A 20,826-nucleotide genomic window follows, 5' to 3' on the forward strand; every position below is an offset into this window, starting at 1 on the left:
GATGAGCAAAAAGGTGTTGTTTTGCGCGACGGTTGATTATCATTTCGAACTTTTCCATCTGCCCTATTTAAAGTGGTTTAAGGAACAAGGTTGGGAGATTCATGTTGCTGCCCAAGGTCAACGGAATCTCCCTTTTGTCGATCAAAAATATGATATACCGATCCAACGATCGCCGTTTAAGAAGCAAAATATATTCGCCTATACCGCGCTTCGCAAGCTGATGGATGAGCACCGATATGAGCTCGTGCATTGCCATACGCCAATGGGCGGAGCGCTTGCTCGTCTTGCGGCTCGACGCGCTCGAAAACGCGGCGCAAAAGTAATCTATACCGCGCACGGATTTCACTTTTGTCAGGGGGCTCCTTTATTAAATTGGTTGTTGTATTATCCGATTGAAAAACAGCTCGCTCGTTACACCGACTGCCTGATCACGATTAATCAGGAAGATTATCAACTGGCCCGCAGGCGAAAATTTAAAGCGGGGAAGATCGTTCATGTGCATGGCGTTGGCGTCGATTCAGAGCGGTTTGCGCCGATCACACAGGAACAATGCATTGAACAACGGCAAATGTTAGGTTACGAGGCGGATGAATTTTTAATGCTCTACGCTGCCGAATTTAATCAGAATAAAAATCAACAGCTGTTGCTCCACGCCTTAGCCATCATTCATGATGAGGCTCCGCAAGCGAGATTGGTGCTCGCGGGAGAAGGGCCGCTGCTTGATGAGTGTAAAGAACTCGCCCGCCGTCTCGGCATCGAGCAGAAAGTTGACTTTCTTGGCTTCCGCAACGACCTTGAACGATGGTTGCCGATTTGTGATCTCGCCGTTGCCTCAAGTTTGCGTGAAGGACTACCCGTTAACATCATGGAAGCGATGGCTTGCGGACTGCCTGTCGTCGCCAGCGATAACCGCGGACATCGGGAGTTGGTGAAAAACGACGCCAATGGGTGGGTTGTAGCCACGCGAGACGTAAAAGAAATGGCTGAAAAAATTAAATTAGTCATTGCTAATCCGACTTGGAAAAGAGAGTTAGGTTTAACGGGCAGGCAAAGGATTGATCAAACATACAGTGAGAGAAATGTTTTGCGCCAAAAGACAGAAATCTATTCTTCGTTGATAGAAGAACGGGCAAAGATGGAGGAGTTAACGTGGGTCGTCCCTTAAGGATACTACATAGTGTGGTCAACATGAACCGTGGCGGCGCCGAAACGCTGCTAATGAATCTGTATCGAAATATCGATCGGACAAAAATAAAATTCGATTTCCTCACAAATAAAGAAGGCGTCTTTGACCCTGAAATCGAACAACTGGGTGGTCGCGTTTATCGAATTCCTTATATCACTGACGTCGGCCACTTTGGCTATATAAAAGCCTTGGACCGCTTTTTTAAAGATCATCAGCAATATAAGGTCGTTCACTCTCACATGGATAAAATGAGCGGATTCGTTCTTCGCGCGGCAAAGAGGGCGGGGGTTCCCATGCGGATCGCGCATAGTCACAATACGAGCAGTGAAGGAGGGGCATTTGCCCGATTGTATAAATGGTATGCGGGGACACGCATTTCATCTAACGCGAGCCATCTGTTTTCCTGTTCGCGGGAAGCGGCTAAGTGGCTGTTTCATAGCCAAGCGGCTCATAGCGCCATCTTGAAAAATGGGATTGAAAGTGAACGATTTTTGTTCTCGCCTGATGTTCGATTACAAGTACGGAGAGATTTGGGATTAACAGAGGATCATTTTGTTTTAGGACATGTAGGGAGGTTTAATCGGCAAAAAAACCACCGGTTCCTGATTGAAATGTTCGCTGAATTACAGAAAGTGAAAAAGGATGCAAGGCTGATCCTAACGGGAGATGGTCCGCTTAGGCCTGAAATAGAGCAGCAAGTAAAAGACTTTGGATTGGATGAGCGCGTTACATTTTTAGGCGTCCGCTCGGATATTGACCGACTCATGCAGGCGTTTGATGTGTTTGCGTTTCCCTCGTTTCATGAAGGGTTGCCCGTTACGCTAATTGAGGCCCAAGGAGCGGGATTACCTTGCGTGCTTTCCGATACGATTACGAAAGAAGTCGATCTAGGCATGCAACTCGTCCATTACTGCCCTTTGGGAGATATGACAAGTTGGCTGGAAAAGATACTTGAAAGCTCTAATGCATCAAGAAAATCGTCAGCTAAAGCCCTGTTCCGAAATGGTTACGACATTTCAGATACCGCAGTGTGGTTAGGGGATTTTTATTTAGGAGTATAGGGATGAAAAATATGAGATTAACTGTTTTTACACCTACTTATAATCGCGCGTATTGTCTCCAAGACTGCTATGAAAGTTTGAAGCGCCAAACGAATAAAGATTTTATGTGGTTAATTATCGATGATGGTTCGACGGATGGCACACCAGAGTTAGTCGAACAGTGGATAGCGGAAGAGGCTGTGCCGATTCGTTATTACTGGCAAGAAAATCATGGGATGCATGGGGCGCACAATACGGCCTACGAGCTGATTGAAACAGAGTTGAATGTTTGTATTGACTCAGATGATTACATGCCAGACGATGCCGTCGAAAAAATTCTTGCTTTTTGGGAACGGCATGGCAGCGATCAAGTGAGTGGCATCATTGGGTTGGATTCAGACAGAGAAGGAAAGGTGCTTGGAACCCGATTGCCTGAAGATCTGAAGCAGAGCACACTGTTTGATCTCTATCGTAAACATGGCGTCACGGGCGACAAAAAACTAGTCTACCGAACCGAATTGACAAAGAAGTATCGCTATCCCATTTTTGAAGGTGAAAAATACGTCGGGTTGGCGTACAAGTACTATAAACTAGACGAACAATACGAAATGTTGTTGCTAAATGAGGTGTTATGCTGCGTTGAGTACCTTGCCGATGGATCCTCCATGAATATGTTGAGTCAGTATAAAAGGAATCCGAGGGGATTTGCTTTCTATCGAAAGGAATTGATGAAGCTCTCCTTTGCTAATTTTTCATTTAAATTCAGGCAAGCGATCCATCTAGTATCAAGCAGCATCATCGCTAGAAATCGCAACCTATTAATTGAAACACCAAGCAAATTAATCACTCTATTAGCTTTACCTTTAGGGGTTGTTTTGTATGGTTTTATCGTAGTTAAAACAAAGAGAGCCTAAGGGGACAGGTAGAGATGACGGTAATTTGGATAACGTTAGTGATTGCGTACATGTTCTCTTTATATGCTAGGTACTTGTCTACCCCTGTTCCCTTAGGGCTGGTCGAAGTTAGACCGAATAAGCTAATGGCGATCGTAGCTGTATTCACGTTAGCGCTTGTTGCAGGTTTAAGAAACAATATAGGCGATACGTACTTTTATATGCATACATACCGAACACAAGATGTCGGAAGTTGGGATTTTGTTCTCTCTCAGAAGGATGTCGGATTTAATATTTATCAGATGATTTTAAAGCAATTTTCGGATGATCCTCAACTTCTCGTTTTTGTGTCCGCGTTGATTACAAACGTATTGATTGGGTATGTGCTGTATAAGTATTCTAGATTGCTAGAGTTAAGCATTTTTGTTTTTGTTACTTCCGGGATGTATATCGTCTCTATGAATGGAATTAGGCAATATTTGGCTGCCGCGATCTTATTCGCCGCAACGAAGTATTTATTAGAAGGAGACTGGAAGAAATATTGTTTGGTAATTCTACTCGCTTCGGGCTTTCATCAAACGGCTATTATTTTGATTCCGATCTATTTTATGGTGAGAAGAAAAGCTTGGACAGTCACGACCTTCGTTCTTCTTTTTATTGCGATTATCTTTACAGTAGGATATGGGCAATTTTCATCCGCTTTTTTTAGCGCAATCGATGATACGCATTATAGCGAATATCAGAACTTTAACGAAGGTGGAGCGAATATCATCCGCGTGTTTGTTGATCTAATGCCTGTTGTTTTAGCTTATTTAGGAAGAGAAAGGTTACGGGAGTTATTTCCAAAAAGTGACTACATTGTTAACCTATCCTTGCTAAGTGTTGTGTTTATGATTATTGCCACGCAAAATTGGATATTTGCGAGAATGTCCATTTACTTTGGTCTGTATCAGTTACTGCTCATTTCATGGATTATTAAAGCCTTTCGAGAAAAGGAACAAAGATTTGTCTACTATTCAATTCTCATTTGCTATTGTGTTTATTTTTATTATGAGAATGTCGTGACCCTTGGAATTGTATACCGTAGTCATTATTTATAGGGTGGTTTCTTTTTTATGGACAAGAAAAAGAGGGTTCTGCATGTGGTCAGCGCCATGAATCGCGGCGGCGCGGAAACATTGTTAATGAACGTCTATAGAAATATAGATCGAGATCGAATCCAATTCGACTTTGTTTCCCATCGATCTGTTGAGGGTGATTTCGATCGTGAGATTTGTCAGTTGGGTGGGAAGATTTACAGAGTTAAAAGCTTAGGGCAGTCGGGGTTATTTTCATACATCTCTGCATTAAGGGGAATCATGGTTTCCGAAGAATATGCAGCGGTCCATGCCCATACTGACTATCAAGCAGGATTTCCACTGCTGGCGGCAAAGAGGGCTGGTATAAAGAGAAGAATTTGTCATTCACATAGCAACCATTTTCCGAAAGGGAATCGGTTGAAGGAAAGGGCTCTGCTGAAAGTGTTGCAAATGGTTATCACGCGGGCGGCGACGGACTACTGCGCATGTAGTCAGGAGGCGGCCCAATTTTTATATGGGAACAGGCAAGGTGTACATCTGCTAAAGAACGGGATTGATATCGATTCTTTTCTTGGGGAGATGGAACCTCCGCAAGCCAGAAGTGTGAGACAGGAACTGGGGATTCCGACAAATGCAAAACTGATCGGTCATATTGGTCATTTTTCACCTTCAAAAAACCATTCGTTTATGTTGAGGCTATTAAAAGAACTCGTTACGGAACGAAGCGATATATTCCTAATCCTAGTTGGGGGTGGTCCCTTACGGGAAGAAATAGAGGGTGAAGCTAGGAGACTTGGCGTTGATGACCATGTCCGTTTCCTTGGTGTTCGCTCAGACGCGCCTCGATTAATGAAAGCTTTTGACGTCTTTTTGTTCCCTTCGATTTATGAGGGTTTCGGCATTGTCGCAATCGAAGCGCAAAGCGCGGGCACGCCGTGTATTATAGCGGACAGTGTGCCGAAGAGCGTAGACATGGGGCTCGGACTCGTGTCATTCGTTTCCTTACAGGACAGTCTAGCAGAGTGGACCAAACAGATTCATAAAGCATTTTTAACAGAGCAGATATCAAACGAGGCGATTGTGAGTAAAATCTCGTCGGCGGGTTTTGATATCAAACAAAATGTTTCGGAATGGTTGGGGTTATACGGATGAAAAAGAAAAAAATATTAATCAGCTCTTTTGATTTAGCAATCGGCGGAGTCGAACGGAGTCTGATCGGATTGCTCAATCAATTGGATTATAGTCGATTCGATGTCGATCTTCTGTTATTTAGACATGAGGGGGAATTTATGCCTTTATTGCCGAGCGGCCCCAACTTACTAGCGGAAATCCCCCAATACGCAACTTTCAGACAATCGATAAAAGAAATCGTAAAAAGTGGACACGCTTCGATTGGACTCTCCCGATTGATCGCTCGGTACGTAGGAACGGTCCAAGGTAAGTTAACCCGAAGCGCGGAACCAGGGTATCGGGTGATCCAGTATGGATGGAAATATTCCCTGCCGTTTCTTCCCGAAATGAAAGAAGAATACGATGTTGCCATCAGCTTTCTTTGGCCCCATTACTTTATTGGAGATAAAGTGCGAGCGAAGCAAAAGTTGGGATGGGTTCACACAGATTATTCTAACATTCAAATCAATCAAGCGTTGGAGCAACAAATGTGGGAGCAACTGGATCAAGTTGTCGCTGTATCCGAGGAGTGCCGTCAATCGTTTCTAAAAGTAATGCCATCCTTGCGCGCCAAAACAATGGTGATCGAAAATATTATTTCTCCCGCATTTGTTCGTGAACAAGCCTTGGCCGAGGTTGCGGAAGGGATGTCGCAGATCGCTGGACGAGTAAAATTGCTTACTGTCGGTAGACTGTCTTTCGCCAAAGGAATTGACCAAGCGGCGTACGCTTGTCGGAAGCTAGTCGATCAAGGAATCGACGTCGAATGGACGATCGTCGGCTATGGCCCTTTGCAAGCTGAGATTGAGGAAATTATCGAAAATTTGAACCTGCGTGATCATTTTAAACTGGTCGGAAAAAAGACGAATCCATATCCTTATATGCGGGCATGCGATATTTATGTGCAGCCTTCGCGTTATGAAGGGAAAGCGGTGACGGTGCGTGAGGCCCAGATTTTAGGAAAACCCGTCTTGATTACGCATTTTCCTACAGCGCCTAGCCAAGTTCAAGACGGACTAGATGGTCTGATTACACCGATGGGAGTCGATGGAATCGTAGTCGGAGTAAAAAAGTTACTAGAGGATAACGATTTGCGAAAGAAGCTTGCCGCAAATGCGCAAAGACGTGATTATAGCAATAATGACCAGGTTGAAAAATTATATTCATTAATAGAGTCGAATGAAGGGAAAATAAGTAAGGCGGCGGATAGATGATACCCAAAGTTAGCTTAGTTGTTCCTATTTACAAGGTTGAACAATACCTTGCCCAGTGTGTCGAAAGCATCCTCAGGCAGACCTATCCGAATTTAGAGATCATCTTAGTCAATGATGGATCTCCGGATAATTGCGGACACATAGCTGATCGCTATGCCGCGTTGGATCCGCGGGTTTACGTCATCCATAAGGAAAATGGCGGACTATCTGATGCGCGTAATGTCGGTATGCAACGGGTGACTGGCGATTATGTGCTATTTGTCGACAGTGATGATTGGCTGGATGAAAAAATGGTAGAGGAAATGGTGAATAAAAGTTTGAGCTATGAAGCCGATGTCGTTCAATCGGCTTTTTATTATGCCTACGATGATCATCTCCTTTACGACAATCGGTATTTCTCGCGTGAAGATGAGCCGCTCGTCTTAGATCGACAGCGTCTGATGAAGGAATTAGTGATCAATGAAAAGGTCAAAAACTTTGCTTGGGGCAAGCTTTTCAAGACGAATCTGGCGCGCGATATTCCATTTAAAAAAGGCGTTTTATTTGAAGACGTGTTTTGGGCGCATCAAGTCATGCACCGCGCGCAAACGTATGTCATTTTGCATCAACCGATGTTCTATTATCGTCAACGCAAGGACAGTATCGTGGCGACCTACACACCGCGCAATTTAGATTATTTACGGGGATTGAAGGAGCGGCACTCATTTATAGCTTCACATTATCAAGAACTATCGGCCCAGTCGTACAAAAACATCTTAAATGCCAGTTTGATCCACTACAACTTGCTGTTTTTGAATAAAGAGCAAGACAAGGGCGGCGCATTAAGACGGGAGATACAAAACTATGTTAAAAACCATCATCAACAATTAAAGAAAGCCGCCAAAAATGACAATGGACTAAGTCGGCAGCTAACATGGTTTGTCATCCACCCCAACCTTTATCTCGTGTATAACGTAGTGATCAAGGGTTTGAAGAAATTGAAAGTTATTTCGCAACCGAGCGGATTAGAACGGATTAATTTGTAAATGAGGAAATAGAATGAATCGATTCTTGGAAAAAGTAAAGAAAACCATATGGTTTATTCTCATTCGTCTCTTTAACTGCTTTCCGATTAAAGAAAATAAGATCTTTTTAACGAGCTACTATGGCAGTCAGTATGGAGACAACCCCAAATACATTACGGAATATATCTTAGAACATGCTCCGAAAAATAAGTTTGATCTTGTCTGGGGGTTTACGGATCCAGAAGCTCGAGAGGGTATCCCCGGAATCCGAAAGGTCAAGAGAATGTCGATTGGCTATTTTTACGAGTTATGCACTGCGAAAGTTGTTATTACAAATTATCGAACGACTGAATTTTTTGTGAAAAGAAAGAATCAATATTATATCCAAACATGGCACAGTTCTTTGCGATTGAAACAGATCGAAAAGGATGCGGAAGCGTCTTTACCTGAGGGCTATCTTCGTATGGCGAAACAAGATTCGAAAAAATGCGATCTTCTATTGTCCGGAAGCGCTTTTAGCACCGACATTTTTGAAAGATCCTTTTGGTATAGCGGAGAAATCTTTGAGCATGGAACTCCGCGCAATGATTTTCTTTTTCGGAACAACACAGAGAAAAGAAGGGATGTTTTGAAACAATTAAACATTCCGAGCGATAGCAAAGTTGTATTGTATGCTCCGACGTTTAGAAAAAATAAGGGTTTAGAGGTGTATGACCTACAATATCAAAACATCTTAGATAGATTAAAACATCGATTTGGCGGCGACTGGATCTGCTTGGTGAGGTTGCATCCGCATCTACTAGCTCAATCTAGCCAACTGCAATTTGCTTCAAACGTTTTAGATGTGACTGCTTACGATGATATTCAGGAATTGCTTAGTGTTTCGGATATTTTGATTTCCGATTACTCTTCGCTCATGTTCGATTTCTCGATTACGAATCGCCCTTGTTTTCTCTATGTTCCCGATTTGGAAGAATATATCCAAACCGATCGCAATCTCTATTTCGATTTGAATGAATTGCCTTTTATTAGTGTGATGAACAACGAGGAACTAGTCGCTGAAATAGACAATTTTGATCCTGATCAATACACGCAAGACCTGCAAGTGTTCTTGCAGCGGATTGGGACTTTTGAAAACGGAGATGCTTGTGAGCATTTATTGAGTCGCATTCATCGGGTGTGCTTTAAAGAAAAGGGGAGATATGAAGATGAAGCCGTATAAAATAGGATATACAACCGGGGTATTTGATCTTTTCCATGTTGGGCATCTTAACATCTTAAAAAGGGCTAAGGAACAATGCGATTATTTGATTGTAGGGGTAAGTACAGACGAGTTAGTGATGGAGTATAAAAGTAAGAAGCCCGTCATTCCCCAGCAAGAACGCGTGGAAATCGTGAACTCGATTAAATATGTTGATCTAGTTGTCCATCAAACCAATCGGAATAAGTTTTTTGCTTGGGAAGAATTAAAATTTGACGTTCTCTTCGTGGGGGATGATTGGAAAGGAGACAGCCTGTTCGTGGAAATGGAGAAGAAGTTCAATCATGTAGGGGTGGAGATCATCTATTTCCCATATACCAGCGGCGTTTCCTCCACTGGACTTAAGGAGAAAATTAGATACAAAAAATCGGTTGTGTGAAGATGATCAGGCCAGCCATTAGTATTATTGTCCCTGTTTATAATGATGAGCTCCACTTAAGGGCTTGCGTTGATAGTCTTTTAACTCAATCTTTTACCGACTTTGAAATCATACTCGTCAATGATGGATCGACAGACGGAAGCGGTAAAATTTGTGATGATTTTGCCGTGAAAGATGCTAGAGTGCGAGTGATTCACAAGCATAATGGGGGAGTAAGTTCAGCAAGAAATATAGGGGTGGCAGCGGCTAGGGGAGAATACATCGGATTTGTAGACGGGGATGACCGAATTGAGACAAATATGTATGTTGAACTCCATACTTTGTGCGTGGAGACCGATAGCGATATCGCCATCTGCAGGTTGGGTAGGGAGATTAATGGTGAATTAATGAATAATGATCCGAGACCATTTGTGAAAGAATTAGATCACAATGAAGCGATTGCGCGGCTATTTGAAGGTGTTTTGTATAGGTTTTCGCTGTGTAATAAACTGTTCAAAAAGACGTGTTTTGAAGGGGTGTCCTTTCCTGAAGGGAGGATTCACGAGGATCTGTCTTCAACCTATAGGCTATTCGCTAATGCAAATAAAGCTATATATTCTAATTTTATCGGATATATTTACGTGAAAAGGGAAAACAGCATTTTAACATCAACATATAGCGAAAAAAGATTGGATGCCTTTTTAGGATGGGATGAAATATTAACATTTATGAATGATAGATACAAACATCTAACCCATACGGTCATAACTTGTTTTTTATATTGGTGCATAGATAATGTTTTTTATATATTAAAGCAGGTAGAGAATAGGAGGGACCGCAATCAATATTTGGGTGTCATTCAACAATGTGTTAAAAAGCATTATAAAGAGATCATGAGCAGTAAAATTTCAATGAAACATAGAATGATTATCACCCTGTTGAATTACAATGTGCGGTTACTGACTATTAGCTATTCGTTGAGGGGAGCGATATTCGATACATCGAGCTAAGTCGATTGGCAAGCAAAGGAGAGTTTTGATTTCAGCTTATTTCGCAAGGAATCTTGGCGATGATTTGTTTTTAAAAATACTTTTTGATCGCTACCCGCATATTCAATGGGAGCTGTTGACGGCCAATAGAAACTACAACGACATATTTAAATCGTACCGTAATGTAAAAATTATTTACTCGTACAGAGACGTTAAGATTGGAAAGTCGCGTTTCAATTTATTTTATAAGATAAGCGAATTAATTAACGGTTTTAGAAAATATGATGCTCTTGTGATTATAGGCGGTTCAATATTTATGCAAAGTCCGGCTTGGAAGATGAAGTGGGAAGAAAGAAAATACTTGCTGGATAGATTTAAAAGAATGAATAAGAAAACATTCATACTGGGCGCAAATTTTGGGCCTTTTACCGATAATGTATTTCTTGAAAGGTATACAGAGTTATTCAGTGAATTTGATGATGTATGTTTTAGAGATCAGCACTCCTATCGTTTTTTTAAAGACCTTAAAAATGTACGAGTCGCTCCAGATGTCGTTTTTAATCTCGATACTGGTTTCCCGGAAACCAAAGAAAAGAATGTAGGATTTTCAATTATAGATATTAAGGAAAGAGAAGGATTGAAAGAAAGTTACAATCGTTATAACGACAAGATGGAACAAATCATCAGACGGTATGCCGAGCAAGGTTATAACATAAAATTATTTTCCTTCTGTGAAAACGAAGGAGATTTAAGAGTCGCCAACCAATTGTCGAGGAAGCTTAAAGATGTTCATAATGGAAACAATATTCAAGTCGTAAATTACGAAGGCAAAATTAAGGAGTTTTTAGAAGTGTTTCATTCGTGCCAGATAATAATTGGCGCTAGGTTTCATTCCATTATTTTGGCGGTGATATACGATCAAAGCGTATTTCCCATTATTTATAATGAAAAAACATTGAATGCGCTAAAAGACCTGAGCATGGAGCAAAACAGTATCCATCTTAAAGAGATTCACAACATGGATGTTATAGATATCGTCCAAATCGCCGCAGATAATAGAAATCAAGACCGACATGTATTTAATGAAGCAAGTAGACAATTTGAGAAGTTAGATACGATTTTAAGATGATAATATAAAATTGGGTGATCTATTAATCATGAAAAAGAACCTTCTATTTGTGATAGATTCATTGGACTGCGCTGGCGCGGAAAAGAGTCTAGTCACATTATTGTCGCTTATTGATTATTCGGAGTATTCCGTTGATCTTAGGCTTTTTGCCCATGGCTATTTACTCGAGGAACTAGTTCCTCAAGAGGTTAATATTTTAAAGCCATTGGACTATACGCAATACGCAAATTTAAGCTTGGTAGAAGCCTTGGGAAATTCACTGAAAAAATTTAATTTTAGCATGCTCTACTCAAGGATAAACTACTCCTCAAAAATTAGGAGAGGGAAATATAGCAATCCGCAAAAAGCAAGGATCTTCTGGCAGGCTGTGGGGCATAACATTGAAAACAATCCAAAGGAATATGACATAGCGATCGCTTATGCTCAAGGGGTTCCAACTTTTTACGTGGCGGAAAAGGTGAAAGCTAAGAAAAAGTTTGCTTGGGTTAACGTCAGCTACAGATTAAAAGATGAAGATAAAATCTTCCAAAGAAAGTTTTATGATGAATTTAATGGAATTGTAGCCGTATCGGAATCAACAAAAGAGATTTTAACAGAAACATTTCCGTATTACTCGGATAAAATAGACGTTATTTATGATATTAACAATCCCGAGTTTATAGCTAATATGGCCAAGTTAGGAAACGGTTATGATGATGGCTTCGATGGATTGAAGATATTAACGATTGGTCGATTTAACTATCAAAAAGGATATGATATTGCTCTTGAAGCGTGTAAAAAGCTGAAGGAACAAGGTATCCAATTTAGATGGTATGTGTTGGGTAAAGGCCCTATGGAAGAAGAAATAAAAGCAAGTATTGAAGAAAAAGGCCTATCTGATCATTTTATATTGCTTGGGATCAAGTCGAATCCTTATCCATATATAGTGAATTCGGACATCTATGTCCAGACATCTCGATTTGAAGGATTCGGATTAGCGATAGCGGAAGCGCGCATGCTGAATGTGCCGATTGTGACGACAAGATTTGACGCCGTTTACAGTCAAATGGTAGAGGGGAAAAATGGTCTGGTTGTCGATATGAACGCCGATGCGGTTTGCGCCGGGATTGAAAAGCTGATTGAGAATCAGCAGCTAAGAGAGCAAATTATAGAATATCTAAAGGTTGAAAAAAAGGGAAACGTCGAGGAAATAGAAAAGTTTCATCAGTTAATAAGCTAATGAATATGGAAGAGAGTCAAGTGAACATGAAAAAGAAAGTATTATTCATGCTAATTAATATGAATGTGGGTGGGACGGAAAAGGCGTTATTAACGATGTTATCTGAGATTCCTAAGGATAAGTACGATATTACATTGCTATTGTTAGAGGAGATTGGAGGCTTCATGGAATCTATTCCAGATGAAGTGGAAGTAATTCACCTTAAGAATTATGACAAAATGAAAACCCTGCTCAACGACCCGCCCAACGTTCAGGCGAAACGTTTTATGAAACAAGGACAATGGCTGAAAGCGGCCAATATTATAAAACACCGAATTTTAGCTAAGGTGTTTGGAGAAAGAAAATTATTTTTTCAATATGTATTAAGGGACCATCATCCATTAAAAGATACGTATGATGTAGCGATTGCTTATGCGGGACCGATGGATTTCATTAGTTACTACATAGCGGAAGAGGTAACAGCTAAAAAGAAAGTTCAATGGATTCATTTTGATATCACGAAGATCGGATTTAATCGCAAATTTGCATCCAAAACCTATCAAAGATTCGATAATATATTCGTTGTTTCAGATGAAGGGAAAGATAAATTAATCTCTTTTACGCCGAGGCTGAAAAATAAAATAGAGAGGTTCTCAAATATCCTTTCCCAAAAGTTAATTGTTCAATTAGCTGACGAGGGGAAGGGGTTTGAGGATGAATTTCAAGGGATTAGAATTCTAACAGTTGGACGTTTAAGCAAGGAAAAAGGACAGGACCTAAGCATCCCTGTCTTAGCAAAGCTTAAGGCCGCGGGATATGAGGTTCGTTGGTACTGTGTTGGCGACGGCCAGGCCAAATCTGAATATCAAAGGTTGATCAAGCAATATAAAGTGGAAAATGACTATATTCTACTTGGCGCCGATCCGAATCCATATCCTTATATGAAACAGTGTGACCTTTACGTACAATCATCCCGTCATGAAGGATATTGCATTACCCTTGCGGAAGCTAGGTGTTTCGATAATCCGATCATTACGACCCATTTTACAGGAGCAAAAGAACAGATAACGCATGGAGAAACTGGTTTAATCGTTGAATTTGATCAAGAACAAATGTTTACTGCGATTAAACGTTTGTTAGATGATGCCTTATTGAGAAAGAAATTGAAGAAGAATCTAAGGAACGAAAAAGTAGACACAACGGTGGAGATGGAAAGATTTTATCACTTAGTTGACAATTAACAAAAGTTTAAAAAGACGCACCTTTTCATTGGACGTAAAGACAACCAAAGAAGAGGTGTGTTTTTTTATAGGGGATATGGATAGGAGGGATAAGGAATGAAGAAAATTTTGATTATGATGACCAGTATGAATATTGGCGGAGTGGAAAAATCGTTGGTGTCTCTCCTATCCGAAATCCCGAAAGATCAATTTGAGATCACCCTATTGTTATTAGAGAAAAAGGGCGGGTTTTTGGAACATGTCCCTGAATGGGTGAGAGTGGTGGAGGTTAACTGGTATCAAGATATTAAACCAATTATTATGCAACCGCCACATGAGACCGTACAGGGGTATCTTAAAAACAAGCAGTACCTTAAGATCCCGTTTTTTATTGCTTCCTATTATATATCCAAATACTTTGATAATCGATACGTCTATTACCGCCATGTTATGAAGGAAGTGCCTGAATGGACAGAGACGTATGATGTAGCGATCAGTTATCAGGGTCCGACTGATATTATTGACTTTTTTGTAGCAAATAAAGTAAGAGCAAAGAAAAAAATATCCTGGATTCATTTTGATATATCCAAACACCTGATTAATCAGAAATTATATGAAAGATTGTATAAGCAATACGACCAGATATTTGCGGTTTCAAATGAAGCAAGATCTTGTCTTGTTGGGAAGATTCCTTCGATTAAAAACAAAACGGATGTCTTTTATAATATCGTCCCAGAAACGTTGATATGGGAGATGTCACAGGAAGAAATCGAATTTGATCAAGATTACCAAGGGATAAAAATTGTAACTGTCGGAAGGCTCTCTTTTGAGAAAGGACAAGATTTGGCGATCAAAACGCTAGCCAAACTTCGCGCCGAAGGAATAGAAGTTAGGTGGTACTGTATTGGAGAGGGGAACTATCGAATGGATTGTAAAAAGTTAATTGAACATTATGGTTTGGAAGACGATTTTATGTTACTTGGCGCAACAGTGAATCCGTATCCGTACATTGCAAAAGCTGATATTTATGTCCAAACCTCAAGACATGAAGGCTATTGTTTGACCCTCGCTGAGGCCAAGTGTTTACAAAAACCGATAGTAACGACAAACTTTATTGGCGCTTACGAACAAATTATAGATGGTGAGACGGGGTATATTGTTGAATGTGATGCAGAGGAACTTTATCAAAGGATTCAATATCTTGGAGAAGAACGCCTCGAACGAGAGAGGTTGGAAAATAATTTATCCAACATAATACATGATTCAGAAAAGGGGTTCATGAGCATATTTAATATATTTAACTAAAGAAGGTGTAACCAATTGATAGAATCAACGCAAAAATTACTTAGAATGTTTAACAAGAAAGAAAAGAAAAAGCTGTTGATCATATTTTTTATGATATTTGTAGCGGCAATATTAGAGACGGTTGGTATTGGCCTTATCGTACCGTTCGTTACCATTGTAACGGAACCTAGTCTTATTCAAGAACAAGCGATTTTAGCTTATGTATATGATCTTTTTCAATTTCAATCCACAACCACGTATATGATCTTTTTAGTCGTGCTGTTGCTTTCGGTTTTCGTCATAAAAAATCTATACTTATTATTATTTAACTACATTCAAAATCGGGTGATACTTAATCAACAGACATCGTTGTCGCAAAGATTGCTCAAAGTGTACTTAACGAAACCATATGTATTCCATTTACAACAGAATAGCGCCGTTTTATTAAGGAATGTGAATAGTGAAGTGCCAAAGGTGTTTCAGGGCATCATTATGTCGGCTTTCCAATTGTTTACCGAAATACTTGTCATCGTTTGTATTCTTGCTTTGTTGCTCATCACATCACCTACAGCCACCTTAGTTGCTGCCGTTTTATTAGCGGGCAGCGTCAGTATCTTTTTTAGGGTTTTTCGAAAGAAAATATCATCATTGGGAAAAGAGCAACAAGCTGTAACGTCTGCCATGATTAAGTGGATCAATCAAGGGCTTGGAGCAAGTAAAGAAATTAAGGTCTCTGGGAAAGAGGCCTTTTTTATTAATGCCTATACTAAACAAAGTCATATCCGCGCGCAAAATAGCCGTTATTTGAAAATGTTGGAACAAGCTCCAAGACTATTTATCGAGACACTGCTTGTCTCCGTTGTTCTCATCACGATGCTTGTGATCATCCTTCAAGGATTAAATACGACTGAGCTTGTTTCTACAATGGCGCTGTTTGCGATGGCTGCTTTTAGGCTGATGCCTTCTATCACTCGCGTCGTGGCTATGATTACAACGATAAGATATAGTCACCCCGCGCTTTCGGTGGTTTATGAGGATTTATATATCAACAATGATCCATCTCAATCAGAACCTAAATCATTGTTCGAGGGAAGGCCACTCGAAATCAATAAAGGGAAGAGAACATTTGTTGATTCAATAAAATTACAAGATGTGCGCTTTCGGTATCCTGGCCAAGAAGGTCTTTCGCTTAAAGATGTATCTCTCACGATCCCGATCGGTCAATCGGTCGCATTTATAGGCGAATCGGGAGCTGGGAAAACGACGATCGTGGATGCCATCCTGGGCCTATTAGAACCGGAAAAGGGAGAGATATTAGTCGACGGTAAAAGAATACAAGACCAAAAACTAGCCTGGCAGCAAAAGATAGGGTACATTCCACAGTCCATTTTCTTATCCGATGACACTATTCGCGGAAACGTAGCTTTTGGAATAGAACAGGATCAAGTTAGTGATGAGGAAGTCTGGAGAGCTTTAGATCAAGCAAAATTAAAAGAGTTCGTACAATCGCTTCCGAACCAATTAGATACAGCTGTTGGGGAAAGAGGGGTTAGACTATCCGGTGGACAACGCCAACGAGTCGGGATTGCTAGAGCTTTATACCACAATCCAGAAATCTTATTTATGGATGAAGCGACATCGGCATTAGATAATCAAACGGAAGCTGAGATCATGAAGGCAATTGATGGCTTAAAAGGGGAGAAGACATTAATTATCATTGCGCACAGATTAAGCACGATTAAAAATTGCGACATTATATTTACGATGAGCCAAGGTAAACTGGTTTCGGTTGAGAACAAGTTTGAAGCTCCAATAGTACAACATTTTTAATAAAACAGATGTTAAATAGGGTGATAATAGTAGTTGATATGTCAAGAGTGAGAGGAGTAACTTAAACCAATTGAGATTACAACATAAAATAAAGTATATAAAAACATCGCAGGGTTTTTATGTATGTATAGATAGGAACATTTTTGTCATAATTTGGTTGCTTCTTAATAGATCTGAACCTTTCAATTTAGATGTAAAAACAATTAACTATCTATCAGGGCCATTGATGAAATTTTTAAGGATTATTAAAATTTTTATAGAATTGCTTATTTTTAAATATGCAAGAAAGGGAAATGAAGAGGTTATTGAAGTGCCTTACGATGGGCATATACTATTAAATAAGTCTGGTGGCTATAAAGTATTTGATCTATCGAAGGAGATCGTGGCGACACAATTTAAGTCGGATTTAAAAGACGATATGTTTAATGAAATCGTGGTTGAGTTAAGAGGTATTTCAAAATATCCATTTGCGCCTCATCTTGTGGGAGTAGATTACTTAAATAAATGTATTTACGAAGGGTATATAAACTTAAAAAAGTCCCGCCGTTTTTACCCGATTTCAGATTATTTTTATGAAAGAATCCTTCCGATTTGGAAGGAAATGATCAAGGTATATCCCTGGAAAAAGAAAAATCTATATGAATACGTTGAGAATCAATTAAATTATATTTTAAAGTGGATTGAAACTTTAGAAAAACTAAATGTTGAGAAAGAATATGTACAGAATATAAAGATTTTTGTCAAAAGAACAGCTGATGATATTTTGACATGTATACCAAAACATCGGGGTGTTTATTTAACCTTATCACATGGGGATTTACATGCTTGGAATATTCTTCAGGATCGTGAACGGGCTGTGGTTATTGATTGGGATACGGTAAAGGAAAGGTCGTTCTATCATGACCTCTACTATATCTTTTACCACAATATATTTAGCGGACATAATAAGGATCTAAAAGAATTTTGTTTACAATTAGAAAGATGTATTGATATGTGTCAAGTTTATTTACCTGAAGAACGAGTTCAGGAACATGGTGATAAAAAACTGTACAGAATGTTATTTTATTTAGAATATGTTCAACTGGACTTGGAGAAAAGATTGGCAACACTTGGGGAGATTTCTGAAATTAATGGCCGCTTAAGAAAGATGAACTCTTCTATTATAGCTTTTGAGTCAGTAGAGAAAAACATTGTTTCATAATAGCTCACGCAGTCTTAGTATGTTAAACATCGGAGAGGCTGTTTGACGCGATATGACTCTAGTATGTTTACAAAGGGAGTGATGACTTTACCGTTGAATTTACAAGAGGATATAAAGAGTCTTAAAAGGAGTAGCTGTACTTTTTGTGCTACTCCTTCATTTGTTCTGGAGAGAGGATGCCAAGGTTCTCCAAAGTTGAATTTGTGAGTAGTGAAGGTGGTAATCAATGAAAAGATTATTTGATGTTGTATGCGCTGTGACTGGGCTCGTTATACTTGGACCAATCATCCTACTGACTGCATGGCTCATCCGCTGGAATATTGGATCGCCAGTGTTTTTTAAGCAAGATCGTCCCGGGTTAAACGGAGTCCCTTTTATTTTATACAAGTTTCGGACGATGACCAACGAATGTGATGAATACGGAAAGTTGTTACCTGACCATAAAAGATTAACTCCATTCGGGAAGCTCGTTCGAAAATTAAGTTTAGATGAATTGCCGCAATTGTATAACGTTTTGAAAGGTGAGATGAGTCTGGTTGGTCCACGTCCTTTACTAATGGAGTATTTGCCTTTGTATACGGAAAGACAAGCGATGAGACATCTTGTTAGGCCAGGGATAACCGGATTGGCGCAGGTCAGCGGCAGGAATGCGATCAGTTGGGATGAACGGTTGGAAATGGATGCCCAATATGTTGAATCTCGGAGTTGGATTTTGGATCTAAAGATTTTGTTGCTCACAATTTCAAAAGTATTTAAATCGGAAGGAATCAATCAAAAAGGGCATGCAACAGTGGAAAAATTTGCTGGTTCGAAGTCTATAGGAGGAGACCATCAATGAAGATTATGGTGATCGGGCAAGGTGGTCATAGTAGGGTGATCCGTGAAATCATCGAAGAACAGACAACTTATCGACTCATCGGATACCTCGATGATAAATTTGAGACGGTGACGAATTTAGAGGGCCGATATACGGGACCGATTTGGGCAGTAAGGGATTTTATTCACCAGTTTAGGGATTTAAAATTCATTCTTGCCATTGGAAATAACCGCATTCGCAAACAAATCTTTGATCGGTTACAGCTAGCTAAGGATTCTTATGTGTCATTGATTCATAAAACGGCTGTGATCAGTCCGAGCGCGGAAATTGGTAACGGTACAGTGATCATGGCAAATGCGGTTTTGAACGCGGGAGCGTATGTTGGAAGTCATACGATTATTAACACAGGATCGATTGTTGAACATGACAATATTGTAGGTGATTTTGTTCATCTTTCGCCAAACGTCACATTGACGGGTACCGTTAAAGTAGGCGATGGTTCACATATTGGAGCAAGCGCGACGCTTATTCCTAATATTCAAATCGGTGAATGGACCACGATCGGAGCTGGAGCGGCCGTCATCCGCGATATTCCCGCCTATAGCACCGCTGTTGGTGTTCCAGCGGTGGTCAAGGGGAAAAGTAACACGGATGCGCAGGCGATGTAGTCTGTCTTTTTTTATAATCTAATGTTCTTTAAGGAGAACAGGAAGGGTGCCGAGGAGGGGTGTTCATGGCTAAAAATAAACGAAGAATTCATTTATCGTTGCCACATATGAGCGGAAGGGAACAGAAATATATTGAGCAAGCTTTTGCAACAAATTGGATTGCGCCGATAGGACCACATGTGGATGCTTTTGAACAAGAGATGGCGGCTTGCGTCGGAACGAAGGGGGCTGTTGCGGTAACTTCGGGAACGGCTGCGATCCATCTGGCTTTACGCTTACTCGATGTCGGGCGGGGCGATCGCGTGTTTTGCTCAAGTTTTACGTTCGTCGCCAGCGCAAACCCAATTATTTACCAAGGGGCAGAACCCGTTTTTATTGACTCAGAACCAGAAACGTGGAATATGTCTCCACAGGCGTTGGAAAAGGCGTTGTTAGATTCTAAACGAGCGGGGAAACTTCCCAAAGCGGTGATCGTCGTCCATCTGTACGGACAAAGCGCCAAAATGGATGAAATCATGAATATTTGTGATCACTATGGGGTGCCGATCATTGAAGATGCCGCGGAATCACTCGGCTCAGCGTACAAAGGGAAGGCGAGTGGAACACTCGGTCGGTTTGGCATCTATTCTTTCAATGGCAATAAAATTATTACGACGTCTGGCGGGGGAATGTTAGTTTCCAACGATGAGGTTGCTTTACGGAAAGCCCGCTTTTTTGCAACACAAGCGAAGGATCCAGCTCCTTATTACCAACATAGTGAGTTGGGTTACAATTATAGAATGAGTAATTTGCTTGCGGGAGTTGGAAGGGCGCAATTAGAAGTGCTTGAAGACCGAGTAAAGGCCCGACGAGAAATATTTAGACGCTACGAGGCAGAGCTAGGAGATCTTCCTGAAATTTCATTCATGCCTGAACTGGAGCAGACCTACTCCAATCGGTGGTTGAGCGCGTTTACGTTGGAAGAAAACACGGGGATTACCGTTCAAGAGATCCTTTATTCGTTAGAGCAAGAAAATATAGAGGCGCGTTTCGTATGGAAACCGTTGCACCTGCAGCCCTTGTTTAAGGGAACGGATTATTATGCGCATGACAAGGATCATCATGTAGCGGAATCAATATTCAAGCGGGGGATTTGCATCCCTTCAGGTTCCAATATGACAGTTGAACAACAAATGAGGGTCATTGATGTGATCCGCGCTGTATTTGGCAAAGAATCGAGCGTTGTTCTTTAAATAGAACAATAATCATCTATTGTTCTTTATTGAGGGGTGTGTTATTCTTTATA

General features: G+C 40.5%; 19 protein-coding genes. All 19 read left to right on the forward strand.

From position 1 onward, the window contains the following. Window position 1: 1 nt before the first annotated feature. The 19 genes from BEP19_RS14690 to BEP19_RS14780 all read left to right on the forward strand — a co-directional run bounded on the left by BEP19_RS14690 (window position 2) and on the right by BEP19_RS14780 (window position 20,773). Window positions 2-1,165 carry a glycosyltransferase family 4 protein gene (locus BEP19_RS14690; protein ID WP_120190654.1) on the forward strand — a complete coding sequence of 388 codons (1,164 nt, stop codon included), beginning with the start codon at window positions 2-4 and terminating at the stop codon, window positions 1,163-1,165. Beyond that, a complete protein-coding gene (locus BEP19_RS14695; RefSeq protein WP_120190655.1) occupies window positions 1,150-2,247 on the forward strand; it encodes a glycosyltransferase family 1 protein in 1,098 nt (365 codons plus the stop codon). The genes BEP19_RS14690 and BEP19_RS14695 overlap by 16 nt, the downstream gene beginning before the upstream one ends. A 2-nt stretch (window positions 2,248-2,249) precedes the next feature. Continuing rightward, window positions 2,250-3,140, forward strand: a complete 891-nt coding sequence (locus tag BEP19_RS14700) for a glycosyltransferase family 2 protein (RefSeq protein WP_120190656.1) — start codon at window positions 2,250-2,252, stop codon at window positions 3,138-3,140. A gap of 14 nt (window positions 3,141-3,154) precedes the next feature. Then, on the forward strand, window positions 3,155-4,219 hold the full coding sequence (locus tag BEP19_RS14705) for an EpsG family protein (protein WP_120190657.1): 1,065 nt from the start codon (window positions 3,155-3,157) through the stop codon (window positions 4,217-4,219). 15 nt (window positions 4,220-4,234) lie between these two features. After that, a complete protein-coding gene (locus BEP19_RS14710) occupies window positions 4,235-5,350 on the forward strand; it encodes a glycosyltransferase family 1 protein (protein ID WP_120190658.1) in 1,116 nt (371 codons plus the stop codon). Then, window positions 5,347-6,582: a glycosyltransferase gene (locus BEP19_RS14715; protein WP_120190659.1), complete on the forward strand. Its 1,236-nt coding sequence runs from the start codon at window positions 5,347-5,349 to the stop codon at window positions 6,580-6,582. Before BEP19_RS14710 ends, BEP19_RS14715 begins: the two co-directional genes overlap by 4 nt. After that, complete coding sequence (locus BEP19_RS14720) at window positions 6,579-7,607, forward strand: glycosyltransferase family 2 protein (RefSeq protein ID WP_120190660.1); 1,029 nt, start codon at window positions 6,579-6,581, stop codon at window positions 7,605-7,607. Before BEP19_RS14715 ends, BEP19_RS14720 begins: the two co-directional genes overlap by 4 nt. A 13-nt stretch (window positions 7,608-7,620) precedes the next feature. Further along, window positions 7,621-8,808: a CDP-glycerol glycerophosphotransferase family protein gene (locus BEP19_RS14725; protein ID WP_120190661.1), complete on the forward strand. Its 1,188-nt coding sequence runs from the start codon at window positions 7,621-7,623 to the stop codon at window positions 8,806-8,808. Then, window positions 8,795-9,226 carry an FAD synthase family protein gene (locus tag BEP19_RS14730; RefSeq protein ID WP_120190662.1) on the forward strand — a complete coding sequence of 144 codons (432 nt, stop codon included), beginning with the start codon at window positions 8,795-8,797 and terminating at the stop codon, window positions 9,224-9,226. Before BEP19_RS14725 ends, BEP19_RS14730 begins: the two co-directional genes overlap by 14 nt. Window positions 9,227-9,228: 2 nt before the next feature. Then, window positions 9,229-10,215 carry a glycosyltransferase gene (locus BEP19_RS14735; RefSeq protein ID WP_211329352.1) on the forward strand — a complete coding sequence of 329 codons (987 nt, stop codon included), beginning with the start codon at window positions 9,229-9,231 and terminating at the stop codon, window positions 10,213-10,215. Between the two features lie 25 nt (window positions 10,216-10,240). Further along, window positions 10,241-11,323, forward strand: a complete 1,083-nt coding sequence (locus BEP19_RS14740) for a polysaccharide pyruvyl transferase family protein (protein WP_170145387.1) — start codon at window positions 10,241-10,243, stop codon at window positions 11,321-11,323. Between the two features lie 28 nt (window positions 11,324-11,351). Continuing rightward, a complete protein-coding gene (locus tag BEP19_RS14745; RefSeq protein ID WP_120190664.1) occupies window positions 11,352-12,542 on the forward strand; it encodes a glycosyltransferase in 1,191 nt (396 codons plus the stop codon). Between the two features lie 26 nt (window positions 12,543-12,568). Continuing rightward, complete coding sequence (locus tag BEP19_RS14750) at window positions 12,569-13,762, forward strand: glycosyltransferase (protein ID WP_120190729.1); 1,194 nt, start codon at window positions 12,569-12,571, stop codon at window positions 13,760-13,762. 96 nt (window positions 13,763-13,858) lie between these two features. Then, on the forward strand, window positions 13,859-15,046 hold the full coding sequence (locus BEP19_RS14755; protein ID WP_120190665.1) for a glycosyltransferase: 1,188 nt from the start codon (window positions 13,859-13,861) through the stop codon (window positions 15,044-15,046). A gap of 15 nt (window positions 15,047-15,061) precedes the next feature. Further along, a complete protein-coding gene (locus BEP19_RS14760) occupies window positions 15,062-16,855 on the forward strand; it encodes an ABC transporter ATP-binding protein (RefSeq protein WP_120190666.1) in 1,794 nt (597 codons plus the stop codon). Between the two features lie 70 nt (window positions 16,856-16,925). Beyond that, complete coding sequence (locus BEP19_RS14765) at window positions 16,926-18,056, forward strand: phosphotransferase (RefSeq protein WP_120190667.1); 1,131 nt, start codon at window positions 16,926-16,928, stop codon at window positions 18,054-18,056. Window positions 18,057-18,282: 226 nt separating this feature from the next. Then, complete coding sequence (locus BEP19_RS14770; protein ID WP_120190668.1) at window positions 18,283-18,894, forward strand: sugar transferase; 612 nt, start codon at window positions 18,283-18,285, stop codon at window positions 18,892-18,894. Beyond that, window positions 18,891-19,541, forward strand: coding sequence for an acetyltransferase (locus BEP19_RS14775; protein WP_120190669.1), 651 nt, complete (start codon window positions 18,891-18,893; stop codon window positions 19,539-19,541). Before BEP19_RS14770 ends, BEP19_RS14775 begins: the two co-directional genes overlap by 4 nt. A gap of 65 nt (window positions 19,542-19,606) precedes the next feature. Next, window positions 19,607-20,773, forward strand: a complete 1,167-nt coding sequence (locus BEP19_RS14780; protein WP_120190670.1) for a DegT/DnrJ/EryC1/StrS family aminotransferase — start codon at window positions 19,607-19,609, stop codon at window positions 20,771-20,773. The last annotated feature ends 53 nt before the right edge of the window (window positions 20,774-20,826 follow it).

The sequence above is a fragment of the Ammoniphilus oxalaticus genome (genome assembly GCF_003609605.1).
Taxonomy (GTDB): Bacteria; Bacillota; Bacilli; order Aneurinibacillales; family RAOX-1; genus Ammoniphilus; species Ammoniphilus oxalaticus.